Source organism: Treponema denticola, assembly GCF_024181645.1.
GTDB lineage: Bacteria > Spirochaetota > Spirochaetia > Treponematales > Treponemataceae > Treponema_B > Treponema_B denticola_A.
Genome location: NZ_CP058624.1, coordinates 656,354 through 674,793, shown reverse-complemented (window position 1 = coordinate 674,793; position 18,440 = coordinate 656,354). Strand labels below are relative to the sequence as shown.

The window sequence follows — 18,440 nt, the reverse complement described above, 5'->3', positions numbered from 1 at the left end:
AGCCTTATTTTTTCTTAATTCCCAAAATAGTTAAATCGTCATATTGCTGGTCTTCACGTACATTTGTATAATAAAGATACTCGTTATAACTGGTGTTAGGTACACGGTTTCCGCAATAAGTTTGATATTGCCTAAAATGTTTATTTAAAAATAAATCTATTTTTTTATCTACCTGAACCATATCTCTTTCGGTAGCCTTAGGATCCTGATACATTCGGAATATTTTTTCAACTGAAACAAGGCCTATAACCGCATCTTCAATTGTTCCCTCAAGGTTTGTAAAATCAAAATCAAATTGTTCATTCTCAATCGGATTATGCCATTTCTTTAAGCTAAAAAACCTGCGGGCAAAGATACTTTCGATAATTTCGCATACGCGGGGCTTACCCAACTCTTCTCCATCCTGACCTACACTATGAGTTTCATGCTCGGCATCTTTTTCAAGTCCGGGCTCTTCGCATAAAACAGGCTGTAGTTTGGAATTCCTAAACAAGCGTTTGGCTTCTTCAATACCGTCAGTGTATAGGAACAGAACATCTCCGGAATTTAATTTAACGGTTTCAACCTTAAAGCCGCCTTTCATATCTATCATAAAAGTCGGGAAAACTCCCGCAGCAGAAACTTCGGTCAAAACAACTTCTTTCATTTTCTTTGAGGCTGCATCATAAATATTTATAATATTATCCCCTGCATTACAAAAATGAACATTACCGCTTATCGAATCCATAATACAAAGGGTAAAGGCCGCAAAGCGTCCCTTAAAACCTCTGGATTCCAGTAAGTCGTTTATTCGTGATACAACCTGATCTATTTTTAATCCCTGCTTTTTATAGCTCCAGTCTCTAAAATAGTCCAAGAAAAGAGTTGCGACCTCGACCATTATAAGAGCGGCGGGAACCCCCTTACCTGCAACGTCGCACTTTATAATTGCATAATATCTGTCGTCCAGTTTTATATAGTCGAAATAGTCTCCCGAAACACCTCGGGCTCCTTCATAATAACCGAAGAATTCTACATTATCGTCTACAGTCTTTCCTGATGTAAGTTTTCTTCCTGCTTCATCTAAATCTAGGGGTAAAAACATTTTTTGAATTTCTTTACCCATGGTCAAATCCTTTGAAGCAGCAGCTGCCTCGACAAGACCGCTTGTCATTTCATTTATGGTTGTTCCTAAAACACCTATTTCATCCTTTGTTTTAAGTTTAACATCCTTACCCGCAAGTAGTTCCTTGTCTTCAGTAGCAGCAATCATTGCAACATGCTCTACAAGTTTTTTTATCGGGGCAGTAATAATTGAAGACAAAATATAAGCACCAAGTAAGCCGGCTGCAAGAGCACCTAACGAAATCAAGAATATAATTTTATATAGTGCAGTTGTTGCTTCATCAATTTGTTCAATCAAGCCCTGTGTAGAAACCTGAATATAAACCATACCTTGAACAAAATTAGATTGTCCTCCTGCATCTCTATACAGAATAGGCTTATAAAAAAGATAGCTTGTAATATCCCTTGAAAGTTTTTTTGAATTAAATTCGGGATAAGAACCGGCGCCCTTTATACTCAATCCGTTAAGTTCGGAACTAAGTTTTGTTTCCATTTGATTTATGGCAGATTGAATTTCGTTTCGTCTTTCTACCGATTTTCTATCCGTACTTAAGGCAATTTCCATAGCCGTATTTGTTAAAGATTGAATTTCATCGGCAATTTCACCTACACTATTTCTAGCTTCCTTATCAATTTCATCAAGTTTTTTATATACATCTTCCAATTGAGGCAATGACAATTCGGATTTACCTACAACAAAATCAGGAGTATCTATTTTAGAAAGAATATCTTCATCATTGGAAGCCCAAACAAAATTATAACCTACTTTTTTATTATCAATATGAACACCGGTTATCGTTGCAAAATGTGCTTCTTTGAGTGCAGATACTTGTGAGGGTAAAAAGCCCAGCTCCAATACATTTTTTGAAGGAAGATAAGCTTTGGCACTGGAACTCAAACTTTCAAGCAAAACCTGAGTATTTGAAGCCAAACCTTCAGCCAAAAGTCTTTCCTGTGTTTCCGAAAATCTGAAACCCAAAGGAAGAGCCAAGGTTAAAATAACCGATATTATCAAAGTACTTGTAAACATCATAAACTTCAACCTTAATCCGCCGCCTCTAACTTTTAATGCAGACAGTTTTTTTTCTTTTCCAAATGCCATAGCACCTCCGCGTAATAAAACACTTACTTCATACTTTATTTTTATAGCTTCTTTTACGGAATAAATAACTCCCGTTATTGAAAGAATCATAATAAATAAAATAAATATGGTAAAACAAATAATTAAAAAATAATCAGAAAAATCGGAATCCATAGCCGAAAGAAGCCAATTATATTTATAGGCCTTTCCATAATCACCCAGCTTAATATTTCCTATATCATCAAAAGATATGTTTTTTTGAGCAAAGTAAACGCCTCGTTCTGAGTGCATCAATCCCACATAGTATTTTCCGGGATCCAGATAATTTATTTTTATATTCGATATAAGTTTATCACTAAGAACAGAAAAATCTTTTTTTTCTATAGTTAGATCATACGGAGGAAGTCCGTCATCATCAACATAGATCGAAGTTACTTCGCCTCCGGCAGCAAAGCCCTTACCTACCAGAGAAAGAGAGATAGATCCGTCCAGCGCTTGTACCGCATTTATATCTGCAACATAAGTATACGGAATATATTTATTTAAAGCAAAATACTTTACTGCCGGAGCACCGATATTTCCAAAAGCGTCTACGGCAGAAACTGTTAAAGCATAAAGACCGTTTTCATAATTTTTAAATTCTCTTTTATTTGAAACGGAACTTATTTTTGATGTATTTAATTCAATATTTAAATTATCAGACAAAACTTTTTGCACAACATCATCATCGATAAAATCGGTACCGGCTTTTTTTAGGTATAAAAGAAATTTATCTATATCGCCGATATAAGAAAGATTCCATATATAACCGTTTATAGCCGTTTCAGGTTTTCCGTCTATATCTAAATCGGGAGGATTCCATTGAATATCAAACGTATTCGATTTTACAAAACCTTTTTTATCTAAGGCCAATAAATCAAATATAGGAGCTGCAGGAGGAACTATATCTCTTTCATAAGAAACAGTAGACATCTCGGACCAGTTTCCGGCATAGTCGCAAACTCTAACACCCAAGTACCATAAACCGTCTTCTTCGGGTTCATACACCAAAACGGTTTCGTCTTTTAATTTTTTAATCACAGGTTCTACAGATTCGGGAGGTACATCCTTTGACCATTCATACGAATAACCGGCTATACCTGATGAGTCATTGGGAAATTTAATCTTCATTGTAATTTTTTGTCTTCCCTCTGAAGTTTTTGAATCAAAATCCAAAGGTTGAAGCTGAGCTTTCGCTACCTCATGGTCAGGTTCGATATGCATTATTTTTGCCGAGCGTACTCCTTCTTGCCAAAGGATATGAAGATTACCGTCTACAAAAAAGGGATTTACAAAAAGCAAGGATCCGGTAATAGATGCAACAGAGTCGGTTGTCCAAATTGAATCCTCTTTTCTTGCAATCAAAATGGATGATTTGCCGTCATAAGTTTCTGACCAAGAAATAAGAGGCTTACTATTATAAGCTATAATTCTAGGACTAAATATCGTTCCGTTTCCGGATGGCAGTATTTCAATTGAAGAGGCAAGTTTTCCTTTGCTATCTAAAACGGCATAAGCGGGAGAATTCTTTTCGCTGCGGTAAGATGATTGTTCCCAAACAATGAAAATAGATTTTTCCGAATTAATATATAATATATGAGGTCTTTGATTGTTAAAATCAAAATTATCCGTTATTCTCACAGGCTCCGACCAAGAGGAACCGCCATTAGAAGAAAATGAAGAAAAAAGCTGGTAAGTACGCCTGTCCCCGCTCTTATCCAAGGCTTGAAAAACCAAGACATCATTTCTTGCAGAAGCCGTATGTGTAGGAAGAAAAATTCTATCCATTTTTTTTGCAAAGTTAAATTCAGAAAAAGCAGGCCAATTAAGACCGTCTTCAGATGAAGAATAAAATATAGAAAACTTTTCATCTGCACCGTGAGAAATAAACATAAGATACTTACCATTTGAAGCAACGGATAGTTGAGGAGAAAGCAAATCGTATATTTCTGTGGTAATATTTTTAACCGTATATGTTTTACCGTAATCGGTACTTTTTAAAATTGTAATAGTATTACGGTTTTTTACCAATGCGATTAAAATACTGTCATCATTTCCAACAGCGATAGAAACAATTGACGGAATATCGGCCGTATAAGGAATAGGCGGAATGATTCGTTCATTTATTATCCATTTGTTATTTGCATATACACCTGTTGATATATATATCAGTCCCTCACTATCGGAAGATTTAACGGCTTCTTCCCAGACAGAGGCCGAGATGTTTGCATTTGAAGCGGACTTTAAAAAGTATCCATTTCGGCCGCTTATAACGGAAGGATTTTCCCAATAAAATTCTTTTGCTGATAAAAAACTTATAAAAAATAAGAACATTAAAAATATAATTAAGAATTTTCTCATATGTTTTTTTCCGTTAATCATAATAATGCATCTATCCTCTTTTTTAATTCTCTAACCTTTGCAGAATTTTTTGCATTAGGACTTTGCATAAGCTGTTCAACCAATGCAGCTGCTATAACCTTATTTCCTTTTTGTAATTCGGAAACGGCTTGCTGATACTTTGCTTCATCGGCAGCAGAAAGTACAATAACTGCAGCACCGCCCATAGCCATTTGAATTGAGTCCTTTAATTGTATCGCAACAATATTTTGCGGATTAAGTTTAATAGCCATATCCAACTGCTGCAAAGCAATCGGGAATGAAAGCCTATCACCGGCTGTATATATTGCTTGAGCCGACTTAGTAAGATTGGCAGATTCTGAGATTGCTTTAAGATCGGGCGGCGGCTGTTTAAGTCCTAAGTAAATTTCAATTTCATCCTTCAAAGCGGCAAGCCCCGAAAAGTTTTTATCAATGCTATACAAATCCAATAAGTCGCTATACGATTTTTGAGAATTACGCTTGTACTGAGCTCTTATAGTTTTAACTTTCCTTTTGAATTGCTCGTTAAAGTTTGCAGGATCTATCAACTTATCGATTTTTAAATTTAATTGTCCTGCAATTTCGTTATACGGGAATATCAATAATACCTGCCGTATATTATCCTTAGCTTGATTTAGATTATTTAAGGCAGCACTCCTCTGACCCGCCTTTATTTTTTGCTCTGCTTCCAAATAAAGCTGATTAGCATTATTTAAAAGCTGTATCATTTGAGGATATAGGGGAGCGGAAGCCGGAATAGATCTTCCTGTTTTTAAGGTTCCTGCAGTATTTACAATTGCCAACCAGCTTTCAACTTCTTCGTTCGGTTCAATATTGGTTACAGCCCAACGGCTGCGTGCTGCATTCAAAGTTTCTTCAGCTTTTATAAACTCGGTATTAAAGTACTCCTTTTTTGCCTTTTCCAAATATGCACGGACATCTTTAACAACTACAGCGTTTTCCGCATCATTAATTTCTTTACCCAACTGTTCGAGTCTTTTATCCGTCATGCTTCGATATTCTTCATCTTCTTCAAGCTGTAAGGCATCATTTGTTCTTGTTCTTGACAGTTCTATGCTTCGCCTTGCTGCAGAAAAATTACCGGATTTTAAATTTCTTTTTGCTTCCTCAAACCTTAAGTCAGCTTCATTTTTTGCTAACTTTATTTTTAAAATAGCAGATTCCGTCAATGCCAAATCCGAGTCGATAATACCGGAAAGCTCTTTAAGAGAAGTAATTGTTGTTTCAATACCGTTTTTATTATCTGCAAAAACCTTACTTGATTCCGATAAGGAAGAATCGGTATCTTTTATAAAATTATTTAAAATACGCAGATCTAATTTTATAATCTCTTTTAAACCTAAAAGTTCTTGTCTGATTTCTGCCGGAGAGGTCTTATCGGTCTTTTGTTTATTATTCATAAAGCTGTCATATCGTTGTTTTATCTCAGCAAAGGCTTTTTTACCGGATTTATTATTTATGATTGCAAGCTCCTCATAGCACAAAAGGCGGGCCTTATCCATGTTACTAGACAATAAACTGTTTTTGGCTTCTAAAGCTTCTTGTTCTTTGCCGAGATCGTTTGCAATGTGAGGTATTGAAGATTCGGATAATTTTTTTACGGAAACTATCATAGATTCCAATTCTTGAATTTCAGCTTTTAAAGTTTTAATTTTAGGATTTCCGGAATCACGCAATTCATCGGAACTGCCGGTATAAGAAGATGAAATAGGCTGTATTTTTTCTCTTATAGCCAAAAAACGGCTGTAATATTTTTTTGCGGAATCTATAATTTTATTAAGTTCAGCTAAAGAGTTTCTTTTTTTATCTTGAGAATCAACTGTCTTTCCAAATCTTGAGCCGGAACGTGTATTAATAACGGAATAAATTCCCGTCAAGCTTTTTAAATGAAAATCAATTAGAGAGAGATTTTTATCGATAGATATGTCACTTTCAAAATCGAATGTATCGCAAGATTCAAACCATAGTTTTTTAATTTCTAACCAATGACTGTCTGCCAAAGAATAAAGAGGCTCGTGCACTCCCGCTTCCATAGCTCCTTCAACGCCTTCATATTCTTTTGCCGAATCCCGTCCGATAGTTAAACGGTAAGCAAAGGGAAATATGCTTTCTTCGATCTCAACATTTTTTTTCCTTTCATTTAAATAAACCTGCTTTAACGAAGCACCCGATCCTATTAATGAACCGGTAATACTTCTAAGCCGAGAAGAAGAATTCTTCAAAGCATTTAATTCATTTTCAAGAGAGGATAAGGATGATGAAAAAGCTTTAGCCCTATATTTATTCACATCCGAAATAAATTCGGCATAAGCATCTTCGTATTTTTTTGTATCGGATTTAACCGAATCAAGTTCGTTTTTCAAAATGCCGCTTATTTGGGCACTTTTATCTTCATTCATTGCCTCGCCGTCATACATTGAAAAACCTTGAATAAAGGTCTTGGCGGCATCATTATATTTTTTCTCCTCTATAAGTTTAATACCCTCACTCATCAAATCATTAAATTTTATACGGTAAATAGCATAGAATGATGATATTTTTACCTTGTCTAAAAAAGCCCTAAGATCCGGATCCATATCGGATTCCAAAATTTCCATCTTGTTTATTATCGCAATTCTTTTTAAGTTATTGCCGGGGTCTACTTTTAAAAGTTCTATAAGTTCATGGAAGGTTTTTTGAAATTCGGCCTGATTTTCCATTGTTTTTCTGGCCAGACTTATTCCGCTTTCAATAGATTCAGGTTTGTTTTCAATAACATTAACTATATCCTGCAAGGCCGCAGTATTTTTTGACTCTTCCAAAAGGCTTCTAGCCGTTGCATAATCTTCTTCGGCAGATCCTTTTGAAAAGGCAGAAATAGAGAGAAAACATATAAAAAGACCTATAAAAAAACGTTTTTTATCCAACTTACCAAACCTTAATTTGATGCACTTAAAAAAGTCATCTATACAAAAAACTCCTATATCAATTTTCGGCTTTTTATACTTTTTTTTAATAAAAATCTCTAAAAACTGCTTAAAAAAAAGCCGAAATTCATATATAATAGTATAAATATGAAGAGAATTTTTCAAGCCGTTTGCATAAGTATTTTTCTCATTTTTTCAAAAACAGGCCTTTTTTGTGCAGATATTTCCAATTTTTACTCGGGAGTATCATCAATTTTTGATATATTTACACAAAAATTTGAAGGAGAAACAGCTTTTCGCTCCCTTTTGATTCCCTCAGGAGGCCGCTTTGAAGGTCTTGGAGGTACTTTTACAGCTCTTTCAAACGATATAAGTTTTTTTGATGCAAACCCTGCTGCGAGTGCCCTTTTAAAAGAAACCGAGCTGAATGTTCTGCATAACAGCTGGATAGCAGATTCCAAGCTCGAAACGGTAGGCTATACCCAAAGGAAAAATCATCTGGGCTGGGGAACATCTCTAAGGTGCTTCTACATTCCCTTTACCGAATATGGAAAATTAGGCGAAAAAAAAGCATCAGGCTATTATAGCGAAACCTTTTTAACCGCAAATATAGCCTATAATTTTCTTGCTGGCTATGATTTTAAGGGCTTAACTATAGGAGGAAGTATAAAAACCGGCATAAGGTCAATGCCTCCTTTTTCAGGACAAGATGAACCGGCAGATCCGGATAACACTGCCCCTCAATATAAAAATGCTTCACAACAAAACGGATATGCAGTTCTTGGAGACTTTGGAATTATGATAAGGGCCAATGTTACAAAAATTTTTTACAGTGATGAGCCTAATTTCTATTTCGGACTTAGCTTAAAAAATTTCGGCACCCCCATAAGAGGAGACATTCCTCCTTCATATATCTCTCTAGGCTTTGCATACCGTCCGGTTTCTTTCTTTTTATTCGGAATAGATTTAAATCAGGGGATAAATGTTGTAAATATAAAAAATTCAGGGCTTCCTTATGGAAGTTTAGGATTTATGTTTTCAATCACAAAATATTTTAATCTTCTAACAGGTTTCGGCATTAAGGGAGGAAATCCCCGATTTACCTTGGGAGGAGAAGTAAACATCTCGGATGTTCAAATTTCTGCAAATTATACCCTGGACCTGTCCAGTCAGGTTACAAATATCAGCCGTATCAGCGTGGGAGTAAAGCTCCTTTTAGGTCAGGATAAAAGAGATGAAAAACTTAGCACTATAAAAAAGCTATATGTTCAAGCTTTAAAAGAGTACAATAATAAAAACTACGAAAAAGCTATAGAGCTTTGGAAAGAAATTTTAACGATAGACAAACGCTATGATCCTGCAATCGAAGGCATAGCCAGAGCCGAACAGCAGCTTCAGCTCTTAGAAGAAATCAAAAAAATCTTGTTTCTCGATTAAAAGCCTCCTTATTTATCGGATGCTTTTTTCTTCCCTGTTTTTGAAGTCTTTTGAGCCTTTTTAATCAATGATTTTTTTTCAGACAGTTCTTCCGCAGAAAGAGCCTCCCGTACCGAAAGGCGTACGCCTTGGGCCTTTAAGCCCTTCTCGGCAAAGGAATCGGCCTTAAATTCTTCTTCTATTTTTTTTACTCTAGGTTTAGGCGCATAGTTCAGCTTAAAAGAAAACTTAAGCTTAGTACTTGCAAAAAGCACCTCGGTGTTGTCAGGAGCAAAAAGGTAATCCCTGTTTAGGATATAGCCTTCTACCCTAGCCCTCTTTATATAGGCATACTTTGTCTTGGAATCGCGGTAAATTACGGTAAAAAGCACCTTAGAAAGCTCTTCTTTTTCGGCAAAGCCGCAATACCACATTCCGGTATCGACAAAGACTCGGTCGGGCACATCCATTACGGTGTAAACCCCGCTCTTCCGCAAGACAAAGATGCGGTCATAGGGGCTGACCCGTAGAATCTCTTTTCCTGTGGTAACGGATGTACCGAGATAGCCCGTTTCTTCATCATAGCGGAGGGCTGTATCCCTTGTTACGGCCTCTTTTACATCAACCTTTGTAAAGCCGGTAATCTCGGTCTTGCGCTTAAATTCTTCTGCCGGAAGCTTTGCCGCAATTCCGTCCAAAACCGAAATAGCATAGCCCTTTAAGTTCTTTAAAAGCTTTGCTATTTCCTTTAAGCGGTTATTTATCTCCCTAACCTCTTCACGGTTTTTGTTTATATCGTAAAGAGATATTCGGCGGATGGGGATTTTAAGCAATTTGTCGACATCATCTTCGGTTACAGCGCGGATTAATTCTTTTTTAAAGGGAATAAAGCCCTTGATAACCGCATTGATTACCCCCTCTGCCGTCTTCATAGTTTCTATCTTTTTGTATATGCGTTCCTCGATAAAAATACGCTCAAGGGTGCGCATGTGCAGACGTTCGGTAAGCATGGCTCTTTCATATTCGAGCTCATCCTTTAAAATCTGCATCAGCTGCTTGGCATGGTATTTTATTATGTTCGTTACGGTAATTTGAACCGGAAGATTGTCCTTTATAACCAAAAGATTGCATGGAATAGACTGCTCGCATTCGGTAAAAGCATAGAGGGCATCCACCACATCGGCAGAGTAAACCCCTCTGGGGAGCTTTAACTCAATCTCGACATTTTCGCCCGTATAGTCGCTTATTTCCGAAATCTTAACCTTTCCGGCCTTTGAAGCAGCCTCGATAGAGTTAATCATGCTTTCGGTGGTGCTTCCGAAGGGTAACTCCCTTATTACTATCCTCTTTTCGTCGGATGTGTCGAGCTTGGCCCTGACTAAGACTTTGCCTAAGCCGTCTTCATATTCCGAAACATCTATCAATCCTCCTGTGGGAAAGTCGGGGAAAAGAGCAAAGGATTTTCCGCTTAAAAAGGCTTTTTCGGCTTCAATTATTTCGAGGATATTATGGGGCAAAATTTTTGTGGACATACCTACGGCAATTCCCTCTGCCCCTATCGCGAGGATTACGGGGAGTTTTGCCCTAAAGGCTAAGGGTTCCTTGTTCCTTCCGTCATAGGAAACCGTATAATCGGTTATATGGGGATTATAAAAGATAGTTTTTGCAAAGTCGTTTACCCTGCACTCTATGTATCGGGGAGCGGAAGCTTCATCTCCGGTAAAAATATTCCCGAAGTTTCCTTGAGTATCTATAAAAAGCTCTTTTGAAGCAAGAACCACGAGGGCGTTTCCTATTGAAGCGTCTCCGTGGGGATGGTACTTCATACAGTGCCCGATAACGTTTGCTACCTTGTGAAATTTGCCGTCATCCATCTCAAAAAGAGAATGTAAAATTCTCCTTTGAACAGGCTTTAAACCGTCCTCAAGGTCGGGTATGGCCCTGTCGCGGATAACATAACTTGCATATTCCAAAAAATTCTTATTAAAAAGACTTTCAATATAATCCATCTTTTTCCTCGAAAAAAAGTATTCTAGTATGATATACTAAAAGCTGAAATTTGTCTACACGAGCGGAAAAACCGGCCATAAAAAAAAACCCCCTTGCCTTAGAGGCTTGGGGGCTTTAGTTTAAAAAGCTAAATTAAAAAACGGTTTGCTCCGAAATAGGTGTTTCAAGAGCTTTTAATGCTTTTTCAACAAGTGATCGGCGGAGTTTTTTCTCATCTGCGTCGTTCATTTTAGGATCACCGAGCGGGTGAGGAATAGCTACGGCCGGCACAATTCTGTTAGCACCAACAGTCTTTGAGATAGGAACAACAGTTGCAATATGTACTACCGGGAGGAATCTCTCGATTTCTTTAACCATCGTTGCACCGCAACGAGTACATGTGCCTCACGTAGAGGTAAGAATTACAGCCTGCACTCCGTCTTTTACAAGTTTTTGAACAAATTCTTCAGCAAATTTCTTTGCACGCTTAACGGCCGTACCGTTTCCTACCGTTGTATAGTACTTGTCATGAAGTTTTCCGATCTTTCCTTCTTTTTCGAGATCACGCAAAACGTCTACCGGAAGAACTCGGTTGGGGTTTGCGTTACAATAGGTCGGGTCATATCCGCCGTGAGCTGTTTCGCTGTCTTTTGATGAAAGAGCTGCCATACCTGCGATTGAATATTCGCCGTAGTGTGAAGCGTTTGAAGCTTCAATGTGGTCGGGGTTACCCTTGGGTACAACACCGCCTGAAGTTACCAATGCAACCTTTGCCTTGGTGATATCCTTAACGGGCGGCTGAGGAGGTACTCTGTCGAATACGGGCATCGGATATTCGGTTACGAATTCTTCACCCTTAATCTTCTTGATGAGCATGTCAACAGCTCTCTTTGCACCTCTTTCTTCTGCAAAGTAGTTTTGGCGTACGCCTCTGGGTAAGAGACCTTCTTTTTCGGGGCAGCAAATTTTTTCGCCTGTCAAAAGTTTTTTAGCCAAAGCTCCGATAGCAGGAACAGCTTCTCTCATGCTTACAGCAGAGTTGCCTGTCTTGATTGTGTACATAAAGGCTTTGAATACATCATAACCGGGGTTTTCTTCATAGAGACCCGAAATAGCGGGGATACCAAGCTCAAAGGCAACCTTTGCTGCGTTACCGCAAGCCATACCGTATCGTCCGGCGTTAAATCCGGGGCCGGCAATAAGAAGGTCGGCTTTTGTTTCTGTAAGAACTTTTTTTACGAATGCAACAGCTTCTTCTTCGTGCTCGTTAAAAAAGTTATCACCGCAGATAATGGTCTTGACGATCTTTCCTGCATCTCCTAAAGCACCTTGAATTCCGGTACCGGGACCTGCTGTTCCGTCAATAACCTCCGGTTTGTAGTCAGCCATGTCTTCTCCGCCCTTTCCGGCAAAGAACTGATTGATATAATGAACAATTACTTTACTCATAGCTTAACTCCTTATAGTCCTCTTGCGCTAAGATTCCAGAATCCGAGCTCGTTTGTAGCACCGGTAATAACCTGAATTTCAGCTTCGATTGTTCCGTCGGCATGTAAACTTCCGTCCCAAGCACCTGCAATAACATTTGCCTGTTTTACATCTCCGATGATGGTCTTCATCGGGGGAAGTTTTACAACAGCGTTTGCGTTTCCGTTAGAAACTACAGCATTTCCTAAGGGGTTCGAGTCAGCAAGAGACTGACTTGCACCGTCTTGACCGGCATATTCGTCGGTTACGAGAACGGTCTTGATACCCATTTCTTCGATCTTGCGGCAGTTCATGATCAAGTCGGCATCGGGGTTTCCGAAACCTTCTTCAGAAACGATAACTGCATCGCAGCCGAGCATCTGAGCCAACTTTGCTGAAAGGTTAGAAGATCTTTCCTTGTCTGCAAGAGTAACGTTTTCGTTTGTAACAATTACGCCCATGAAGTTGATGTCTTTTCCGTGTCTCTTATAGAGTTCATGGATAATGGGGCTGTTCTGGTGAACATAGGTCGGGTTTTTATCGCATGCAGAAACGCAGTTACCGCTTACGATTGCACCATCCATAACTTCTGTGGGGTACATCATGGTGGGAAGAATCTGCTTTACGTCGACACCGTAGTAGTAGGTATCATGTAAAAGTCCCTGACTCTGGAGCATGTAAACATAGCCTACCTTGGGAAGGTTGGGATATTGTTTAGCCTGCTCTACGAAGGGAAGTGTTTCGTAGGTTTCTACAGAAGCGGGTTTTACGTTTTTAGCAGCTTCTCCGAGGTATCGGGCTGTTTTTAAGCCCATAAGGCGTAAGGCCTTTTCTTTAATAGCACGGGTAACATCGTCCTGAATCTTGCAATCAACAACGAGGTTTACGGTCTTTGAGAAGGGTGTATATTCAGCACCCGGGCCGCTCATGTCGATGATACCTTCCTGGAAACCTACAACGGTTCCGGTTGTAACTACAGCAGCACCCTTCAATACGTGGGTTTTACCTGCTCCAACAACAGCCTCTTCGCCGGTAAAGAAACCGGGGAAGCAAACGCCGCTGCCTTCTACCTTGCATCGGGGTTCAAGAACATCTTTTACAGGGATAATTCGGGTATTGTCACCGGGCTTTGCAATGTGCAATTCAACACCGGTTACAAGCGGATCTTCCTTGATAAGAGCCTCAAGTTCAGCTTTGTTTACTTCAAGGCATGTTCCGTTAACGGCAGTTTTGTTTCCAAATTTCATGTCGTTAATGGGGATAATACCTAATTCAAGTTTCACTTTTGACCTCCTAATATTTATAGTCAATAGATTGATTACTTTGCTTTTATTATAACAGGAATTAAGTATATAGTCAATTCTAAAACTTGAATTTATGAATATAAAATGAGTAAAATTTTATCGTTTTGAGTATTTGCAGCCGCAGTAGTCCTGTCTGTAAAGACCGTATTTTTTACTTAAATTTATAGAATCAAGGTAGCCGTTCCTTTTTTTAAAATCGCTCGGCAGCCATCTACAGCCTTCGCTTTCAAGGGAAAAACCTATAGAATTAAGTTTCTCCGCATTTTTTAAGGGACTCACCGAAAGAGTTGAGGTAAAAAAGTCAAAACCGTCCTTTTTAGCCCTTTCGGCAGTTTTTTTTAGCCGAATAAGGTAACAACGCATACAGCGCTCTCCCCCTTCGGGACAATCTTCCAAACCTTGAGAAATCTCATAGAATTCTTGCGGATCATAGGCCTCTTTGATTATTTCTATTTTGTGAGATGATAGATTTTCTTCATTGTATATGGAAATAAGATGCCCTTGCTCTTCCGCTCTTTTTTCGTACTCTTCAGAAGTATCGATATTGGGATTATAATAGAAAACAGTAAGCTTAAAAAAAGGAGCGAGCTTTAAGATAACGGAAGAACTGCAAGGGGCACAGCAGGAATGGAGCAATAAGGTCTTATCATTTGAACCTAAATTTTTTATCGTCTCCTGCATCAGCCTGTCATAGTTTATTTTTTGAGGCATCATTTCGGAATGAGGGTTTTAATTTTTTTAGAAATTTTTTCTACATAACCGGGAAGATCTTTGATTTCCGTTTTGGGGAACCTAAAGCCTATGGCACCGGGATGGCCTCCGCCGTCTTCAATACCGAATTCGTTTAAAATAGGTCTTACATCAATTCCCTTTACATCTCCGGAAGCCCTTATTCTAAGCTGAATTTTATCGGATATTTCCGCAGGATCAAAGTATGCCGAAATGCCCACTCCATGAACTTCTTCGGCTATATTATCTGTAGCACGCTTTATAACACCCAAAAACTGATTATAATCAATCCCCGAACTTAAAGCATCGGACTGTTTTTCATCTAAGATTATAACACCAACGCGGCCATCATAAGAAGCGTTTTTCATTACCGATTCATAAATTCTTGCATCTTCATCTGAAAGTTTTTCCATTACATCCACAATTTCATTGACGGAACTTATGTTTTGAGAACCTTCGTTAAATTTCTCATGAAGAATAGAATTAAACTTTTTTGAAAAATAATTATAAAAAGCCTTATCACGCTGCTTAAAAAGATAGTCCCCCATCTTTGCATCTCCAATCATACCTGTAAGCATAGCAAGAACTATGTTGCGGGAATATAACTCATGTATACCGTATTTTTTAAGAATTTCAGGGCGTTTTTCAAGCTTTAAACACATTTGCCCTATTATCTCGCAAGTGCTTGAAGCCCTCAAGGTAAGTCTATAATCCTCATCCCCCGAATAATCCGCATCCGCTGCAAAGTGATGATCAATCTCAACCTTAGGAAGCGTTTTATCCTTTAAAAAAACGTCAATATCATCATTTGAGGCTATCATATCAGGCTTAGGTGTATCTAAGATAACGACAACATCGGGCTTTATGACCTCAGTCACATCATTAACAAAGAAAGAGATAAAATTGTATCTGCAAATATCCGCAAAAAAAGAAAGATTATCGGGAACATTATCTTCTAAAAAAATATTTACGGTTTTCCCGAATTTACGCAATAATAAGCCGAAAGCAACAACCGAGGAGAAACAATCCTCATCGGCGTGCTTATGCCCTAAAAGCAAAAACGATGATTTATTATATATAAGTTCAAAAATCCTTTCCATTACCGCATTTTTTCTGCCGATATTGATAGGTTTTATTTTTTTTGTTTCAGAATTATTAGAGCTCATCGCATTATAGTATATCACATTACGTTAAAATATCAAGTTCCCTTTTTCCCTTTTTACAAATATATCGAATTTTTTGTCAAAATTCTTATTTTACGGAAGAATATTACTAAAAAAAATAAAAAATTGCTTGTAAAATACGGATTTTTACAGTACTTTATATGTATGGAACTAAAAAAGCAAGCCCAAAAGGGGACTATTATATCTGAAAAATTTATAGAACCGGAAAATTATAGGGTCATTCTTCTTAATGATGACTTTACCCCAATGGATTTTGTTGTGGCCGTCCTTATTTCCATATTTAATAAGTCGCAGGAAGAAGCCGAAACTTTGATGTTTAAGGTTCATAAAACGGGACAAGCTTCTGTCGGTATCTATGTATATGACATAGCAACAACAAAATGCTTTCAAGTATTAACGGCAGCAAAAAATAATAATTTTCCGCTGCAATGCAAGGTTGAAAAAGTATGAATTTTACGGTAAGTCTAACTGTCAGACGCATTTTTCAAGATGCGGTTGAAGACGCAAAAAAAAGAAATCATGAATTTGTTACTCCGGAGCACCTCTTGTGGGCTATTATGTTCAATCCTAAGGCCTTGGAGCTTTTTACCCTTTCAGGTTCGGATTTAGGCTACATCCACGATAACCTAAACACCTATCTTGAAAAGAAGATTCCGGTAAGGACACAAAACAATCAGGCAGAACCGATTCAAACAGTAGGTCTGCAAAATGTTTTTGAAAGAGCGATTTTAAACTGTAATGCTGCAGAAAAGCCTGTTATCGGGATTAACGACATAATAGTAAGCCTTATGGATGAAGAAAAAAATCATTGTTCTTTTTTTATGAAGCAAAGCGGAATAGACCGCCTAAGACTCCTCCAACTGGTCAGCAGCCCCGACTTCTATGATGACGGCAAAAATAAAAGTGCCTATGAAGAAGCCGAAGATGTTCGGGAAGCTCAAGGCTTAAAAAAAGACTCTGCCGCCCATAGTGCTGAAGAAAAAAACACGGATAAAAATAAGGCACAAAAAACTTATCTTGAAAGGTTTACGGTAAATTTAACCGAAAAAGCCCGCAAGGGCCTGCTTTCTCCCATCATCGGAAGGGAAGAAGAAATAGAAAGAACTATTCAGATTTTATGCCGCAAACAAAAAAACAATCCCATTCACGTAGGAGGAGCCGGAGTCGGAAAAACGGCCATCACCGAGGGGCTTGCACAAAGAATTACCGCAAATAAGGTTCCCTGTTTTTTAAAAAACGCAAATATCTACAGCTTAAGCCTATCGGATCTGCTGGCCGGAGCAAAATTTAGAGGCGACTTTGAAGAGAGGCTTAAACGGATTGTATCCGAAATTTCAAAAGAAAAAAATGCTATTCTTTTTATAGATGAAATCCACACCATTGTAAATGCAAACTCAGGCGGAGGCGGAATTGAAGCACCTGATCTTTTAAAACCGATTTTGGCGAATGGAAAGGTTCGCTGTATCGGAGCTACAACCTTTGAAGAATATAATAAGTATTTTACAAAGGATGCAGCCCTTGCAAGGCGTTTCCAAAAAATAGATATTGAAGAGCCGAATGAAGAAGAAGCCGTTAAAATTTTAAAAGGCCTTCGCGAAAGCTACGAGAATTTTCATAAGGTGCATTACAGCGATGAGGTTTTGGAGTCGGCAGTCCATCTTTCGGCCCTTCATATCAGGGACAGGTTTTTGCCCGACAAGGCCATAGACCTTATCGACGAGGCCGGAGCCCTCATTAAGATAAGAGCCGATAAAGAAAAAAACGAAAATGAAACTGATAAAAAAGGCCTTGAGGAAACAGCTTTGCCGGAGGTAAGCCTTTCCGACATAGATAAGATAGTTGCAAAAACAGCCAAGATTCCGGAACAAAGGATTTCGGTAAACGAGACGGAAAAGCTTCGGCATTTTGAAGAAATTCTTTCAAAAAAAATCTTCGGGCAAGATACCGCCATCGAGGGCGTTACCAAGGCAGTAAAACGTTCCCGAGCCGGTTTCCGCTCTAAGGATAAGCCGGTTGCAAACTTTTTGTTTGTCGGCCCCACGGGCGTAGGCAAAACCGAGCTTGCTAAGACCCTTGCAGAAGAGCTGGGTATTCCCCTCCTCCGCTTCGACATGAGCGAATATCAGGAGAAGCACACGGTAAGCCGCCTCATAGGTTCTCCCCCCGGTTATGTAGGTTTTGAAGAGGGTGGACTTTTAACCTCTGCCGTGCAAAAAAGCCCTAATGCGGTTCTTCTATTGGACGAGATAGAAAAGGCTCATGCCGACATCTATAATATTCTCTTACAGATTATGGACTATGCTACCCTTACCGATAATCAGGGCAGAAAGGCAGCCTTTAACAATATAATTCTTATTATGACAAGCAATGCAGGCTCTTCCAATATAGGAAAGCCCTTAATCGGTTTCGGAGGAGAGCGTATTTCGGAATCGGCTGTCGATGAGGCTGTTGAAAAGACCTTTACGCCCGAATTCAGAAACCGCCTTGATGCAATCATAAAATTCGGCCCCCTTACGATGCAGGTTATGAGCCTCATCATCAAAAAAGAAGTAGAAAAAATACGCTCCCAGCTTGCCGAAAAAGAAATTTCCCTTGAGCTTGAAGAAGATGTTATTCCTCTTTTAGCCGAAAAAGGATATTCGGAAGAATTCGGAGCACGCAATGCGGCCCGCCTTGTCGAGGACGAATTTGTAACTCCCTTAACGGATATGATCCTTTTCGGGGAAACAAAGAAGGGCAGCTCAGTAAAATGCCGAATCGGGGATAAACTTAAAAAGCCCTATTTGGTATTGAACATAAAATAAAAAGGTGCGGCTTT

10 protein-coding genes are annotated in these 18,440 nt (G+C 38.6%); 3 read left to right on the top strand and 7 right to left on the bottom strand.

What is annotated here, in order from left to right:
* Nucleotides 1–4 precede the first annotated feature (4 nt).
* Together HO345_RS03105 and HO345_RS03100 are read right to left on the bottom strand one after the other, a co-directional pair.
* Nucleotides 5–4,606, bottom strand: coding sequence for a SpoIIE family protein phosphatase (locus tag HO345_RS03105; RefSeq protein ID WP_253683772.1), 4,602 nt, complete (start codon nucleotides 4,604–4,606; stop codon nucleotides 5–7).
* Entirely contained in the window at nucleotides 4,603–7,533 is a 2,931-nt protein-coding gene (locus tag HO345_RS03100; RefSeq protein WP_253683771.1) for a hypothetical protein, read from the bottom strand. Before HO345_RS03100 ends, HO345_RS03105 begins: the two co-directional genes overlap by 4 nt.
* A 147-nt stretch (nucleotides 7,534–7,680) precedes the next feature.
* On the opposite strand from HO345_RS03100, the gene HO345_RS03095 reads away from it, so the two are divergent.
* The gene (locus HO345_RS03095; protein ID WP_253683770.1) at nucleotides 7,681–8,970 is read left to right on the top strand and encodes a UPF0164 family protein; all 1,290 of its coding nucleotides are present in this window, start codon (nucleotides 7,681–7,683) and stop codon (nucleotides 8,968–8,970) included.
* An 8-nt stretch (nucleotides 8,971–8,978) separates the two neighbouring features.
* Here HO345_RS03095 and HO345_RS03090 read toward each other — a convergent pair whose 3' ends face one another.
* The 5 genes from HO345_RS03090 to HO345_RS03070 all read right to left on the bottom strand — a co-directional run bounded on the left by HO345_RS03090 (nucleotide 8,979) and on the right by HO345_RS03070 (nucleotide 15,604).
* On the bottom strand, nucleotides 8,979–10,958 hold the full coding sequence (locus HO345_RS03090) for a DNA topoisomerase IV subunit A (RefSeq protein ID WP_253683769.1): 1,980 nt from the start codon (nucleotides 10,956–10,958) through the stop codon (nucleotides 8,979–8,981).
* A gap of 133 nt (nucleotides 10,959–11,091) precedes the next feature.
* Nucleotides 11,092–12,387 carry a glycine reductase complex selenoprotein B gene (gene grdB, locus HO345_RS03085; protein ID WP_253683768.1) on the bottom strand — a complete coding sequence of 432 codons (1,296 nt, stop codon included), beginning with the start codon at nucleotides 12,385–12,387 and terminating at the stop codon, nucleotides 11,092–11,094.
* A gap of 11 nt (nucleotides 12,388–12,398) precedes the next feature.
* Complete coding sequence (locus HO345_RS03080; protein ID WP_002674584.1) at nucleotides 12,399–13,688, bottom strand: glycine/sarcosine/betaine reductase component B subunit; 1,290 nt, start codon at nucleotides 13,686–13,688, stop codon at nucleotides 12,399–12,401.
* Nucleotides 13,689–13,805: 117 nt separating this feature from the next.
* A complete protein-coding gene (locus HO345_RS03075; RefSeq protein WP_253683767.1) occupies nucleotides 13,806–14,423 on the bottom strand; it encodes an epoxyqueuosine reductase QueH in 618 nt (205 codons plus the stop codon).
* Nucleotides 14,420–15,604: a DHH family phosphoesterase gene (locus HO345_RS03070; protein ID WP_253683766.1), complete on the bottom strand. Its 1,185-nt coding sequence runs from the start codon at nucleotides 15,602–15,604 to the stop codon at nucleotides 14,420–14,422. The genes HO345_RS03075 and HO345_RS03070 overlap by 4 nt, the downstream gene beginning before the upstream one ends.
* A 162-nt stretch (nucleotides 15,605–15,766) precedes the next feature.
* Here HO345_RS03070 and HO345_RS03065 point away from each other — a divergent pair, with 162 nt between their 5' ends.
* Together HO345_RS03065 and clpA are read left to right on the top strand one after the other, a co-directional pair.
* Nucleotides 15,767–16,072: an ATP-dependent Clp protease adaptor ClpS gene (locus tag HO345_RS03065; protein WP_002668196.1), complete on the top strand. Its 306-nt coding sequence runs from the start codon at nucleotides 15,767–15,769 to the stop codon at nucleotides 16,070–16,072.
* A complete protein-coding gene (gene clpA / locus HO345_RS03060) occupies nucleotides 16,069–18,426 on the top strand; it encodes an ATP-dependent Clp protease ATP-binding subunit ClpA (protein ID WP_253683765.1) in 2,358 nt (785 codons plus the stop codon). Before HO345_RS03065 ends, clpA begins: the two co-directional genes overlap by 4 nt.
* The last annotated feature ends 14 nt before the right edge of the window (nucleotides 18,427–18,440 follow it).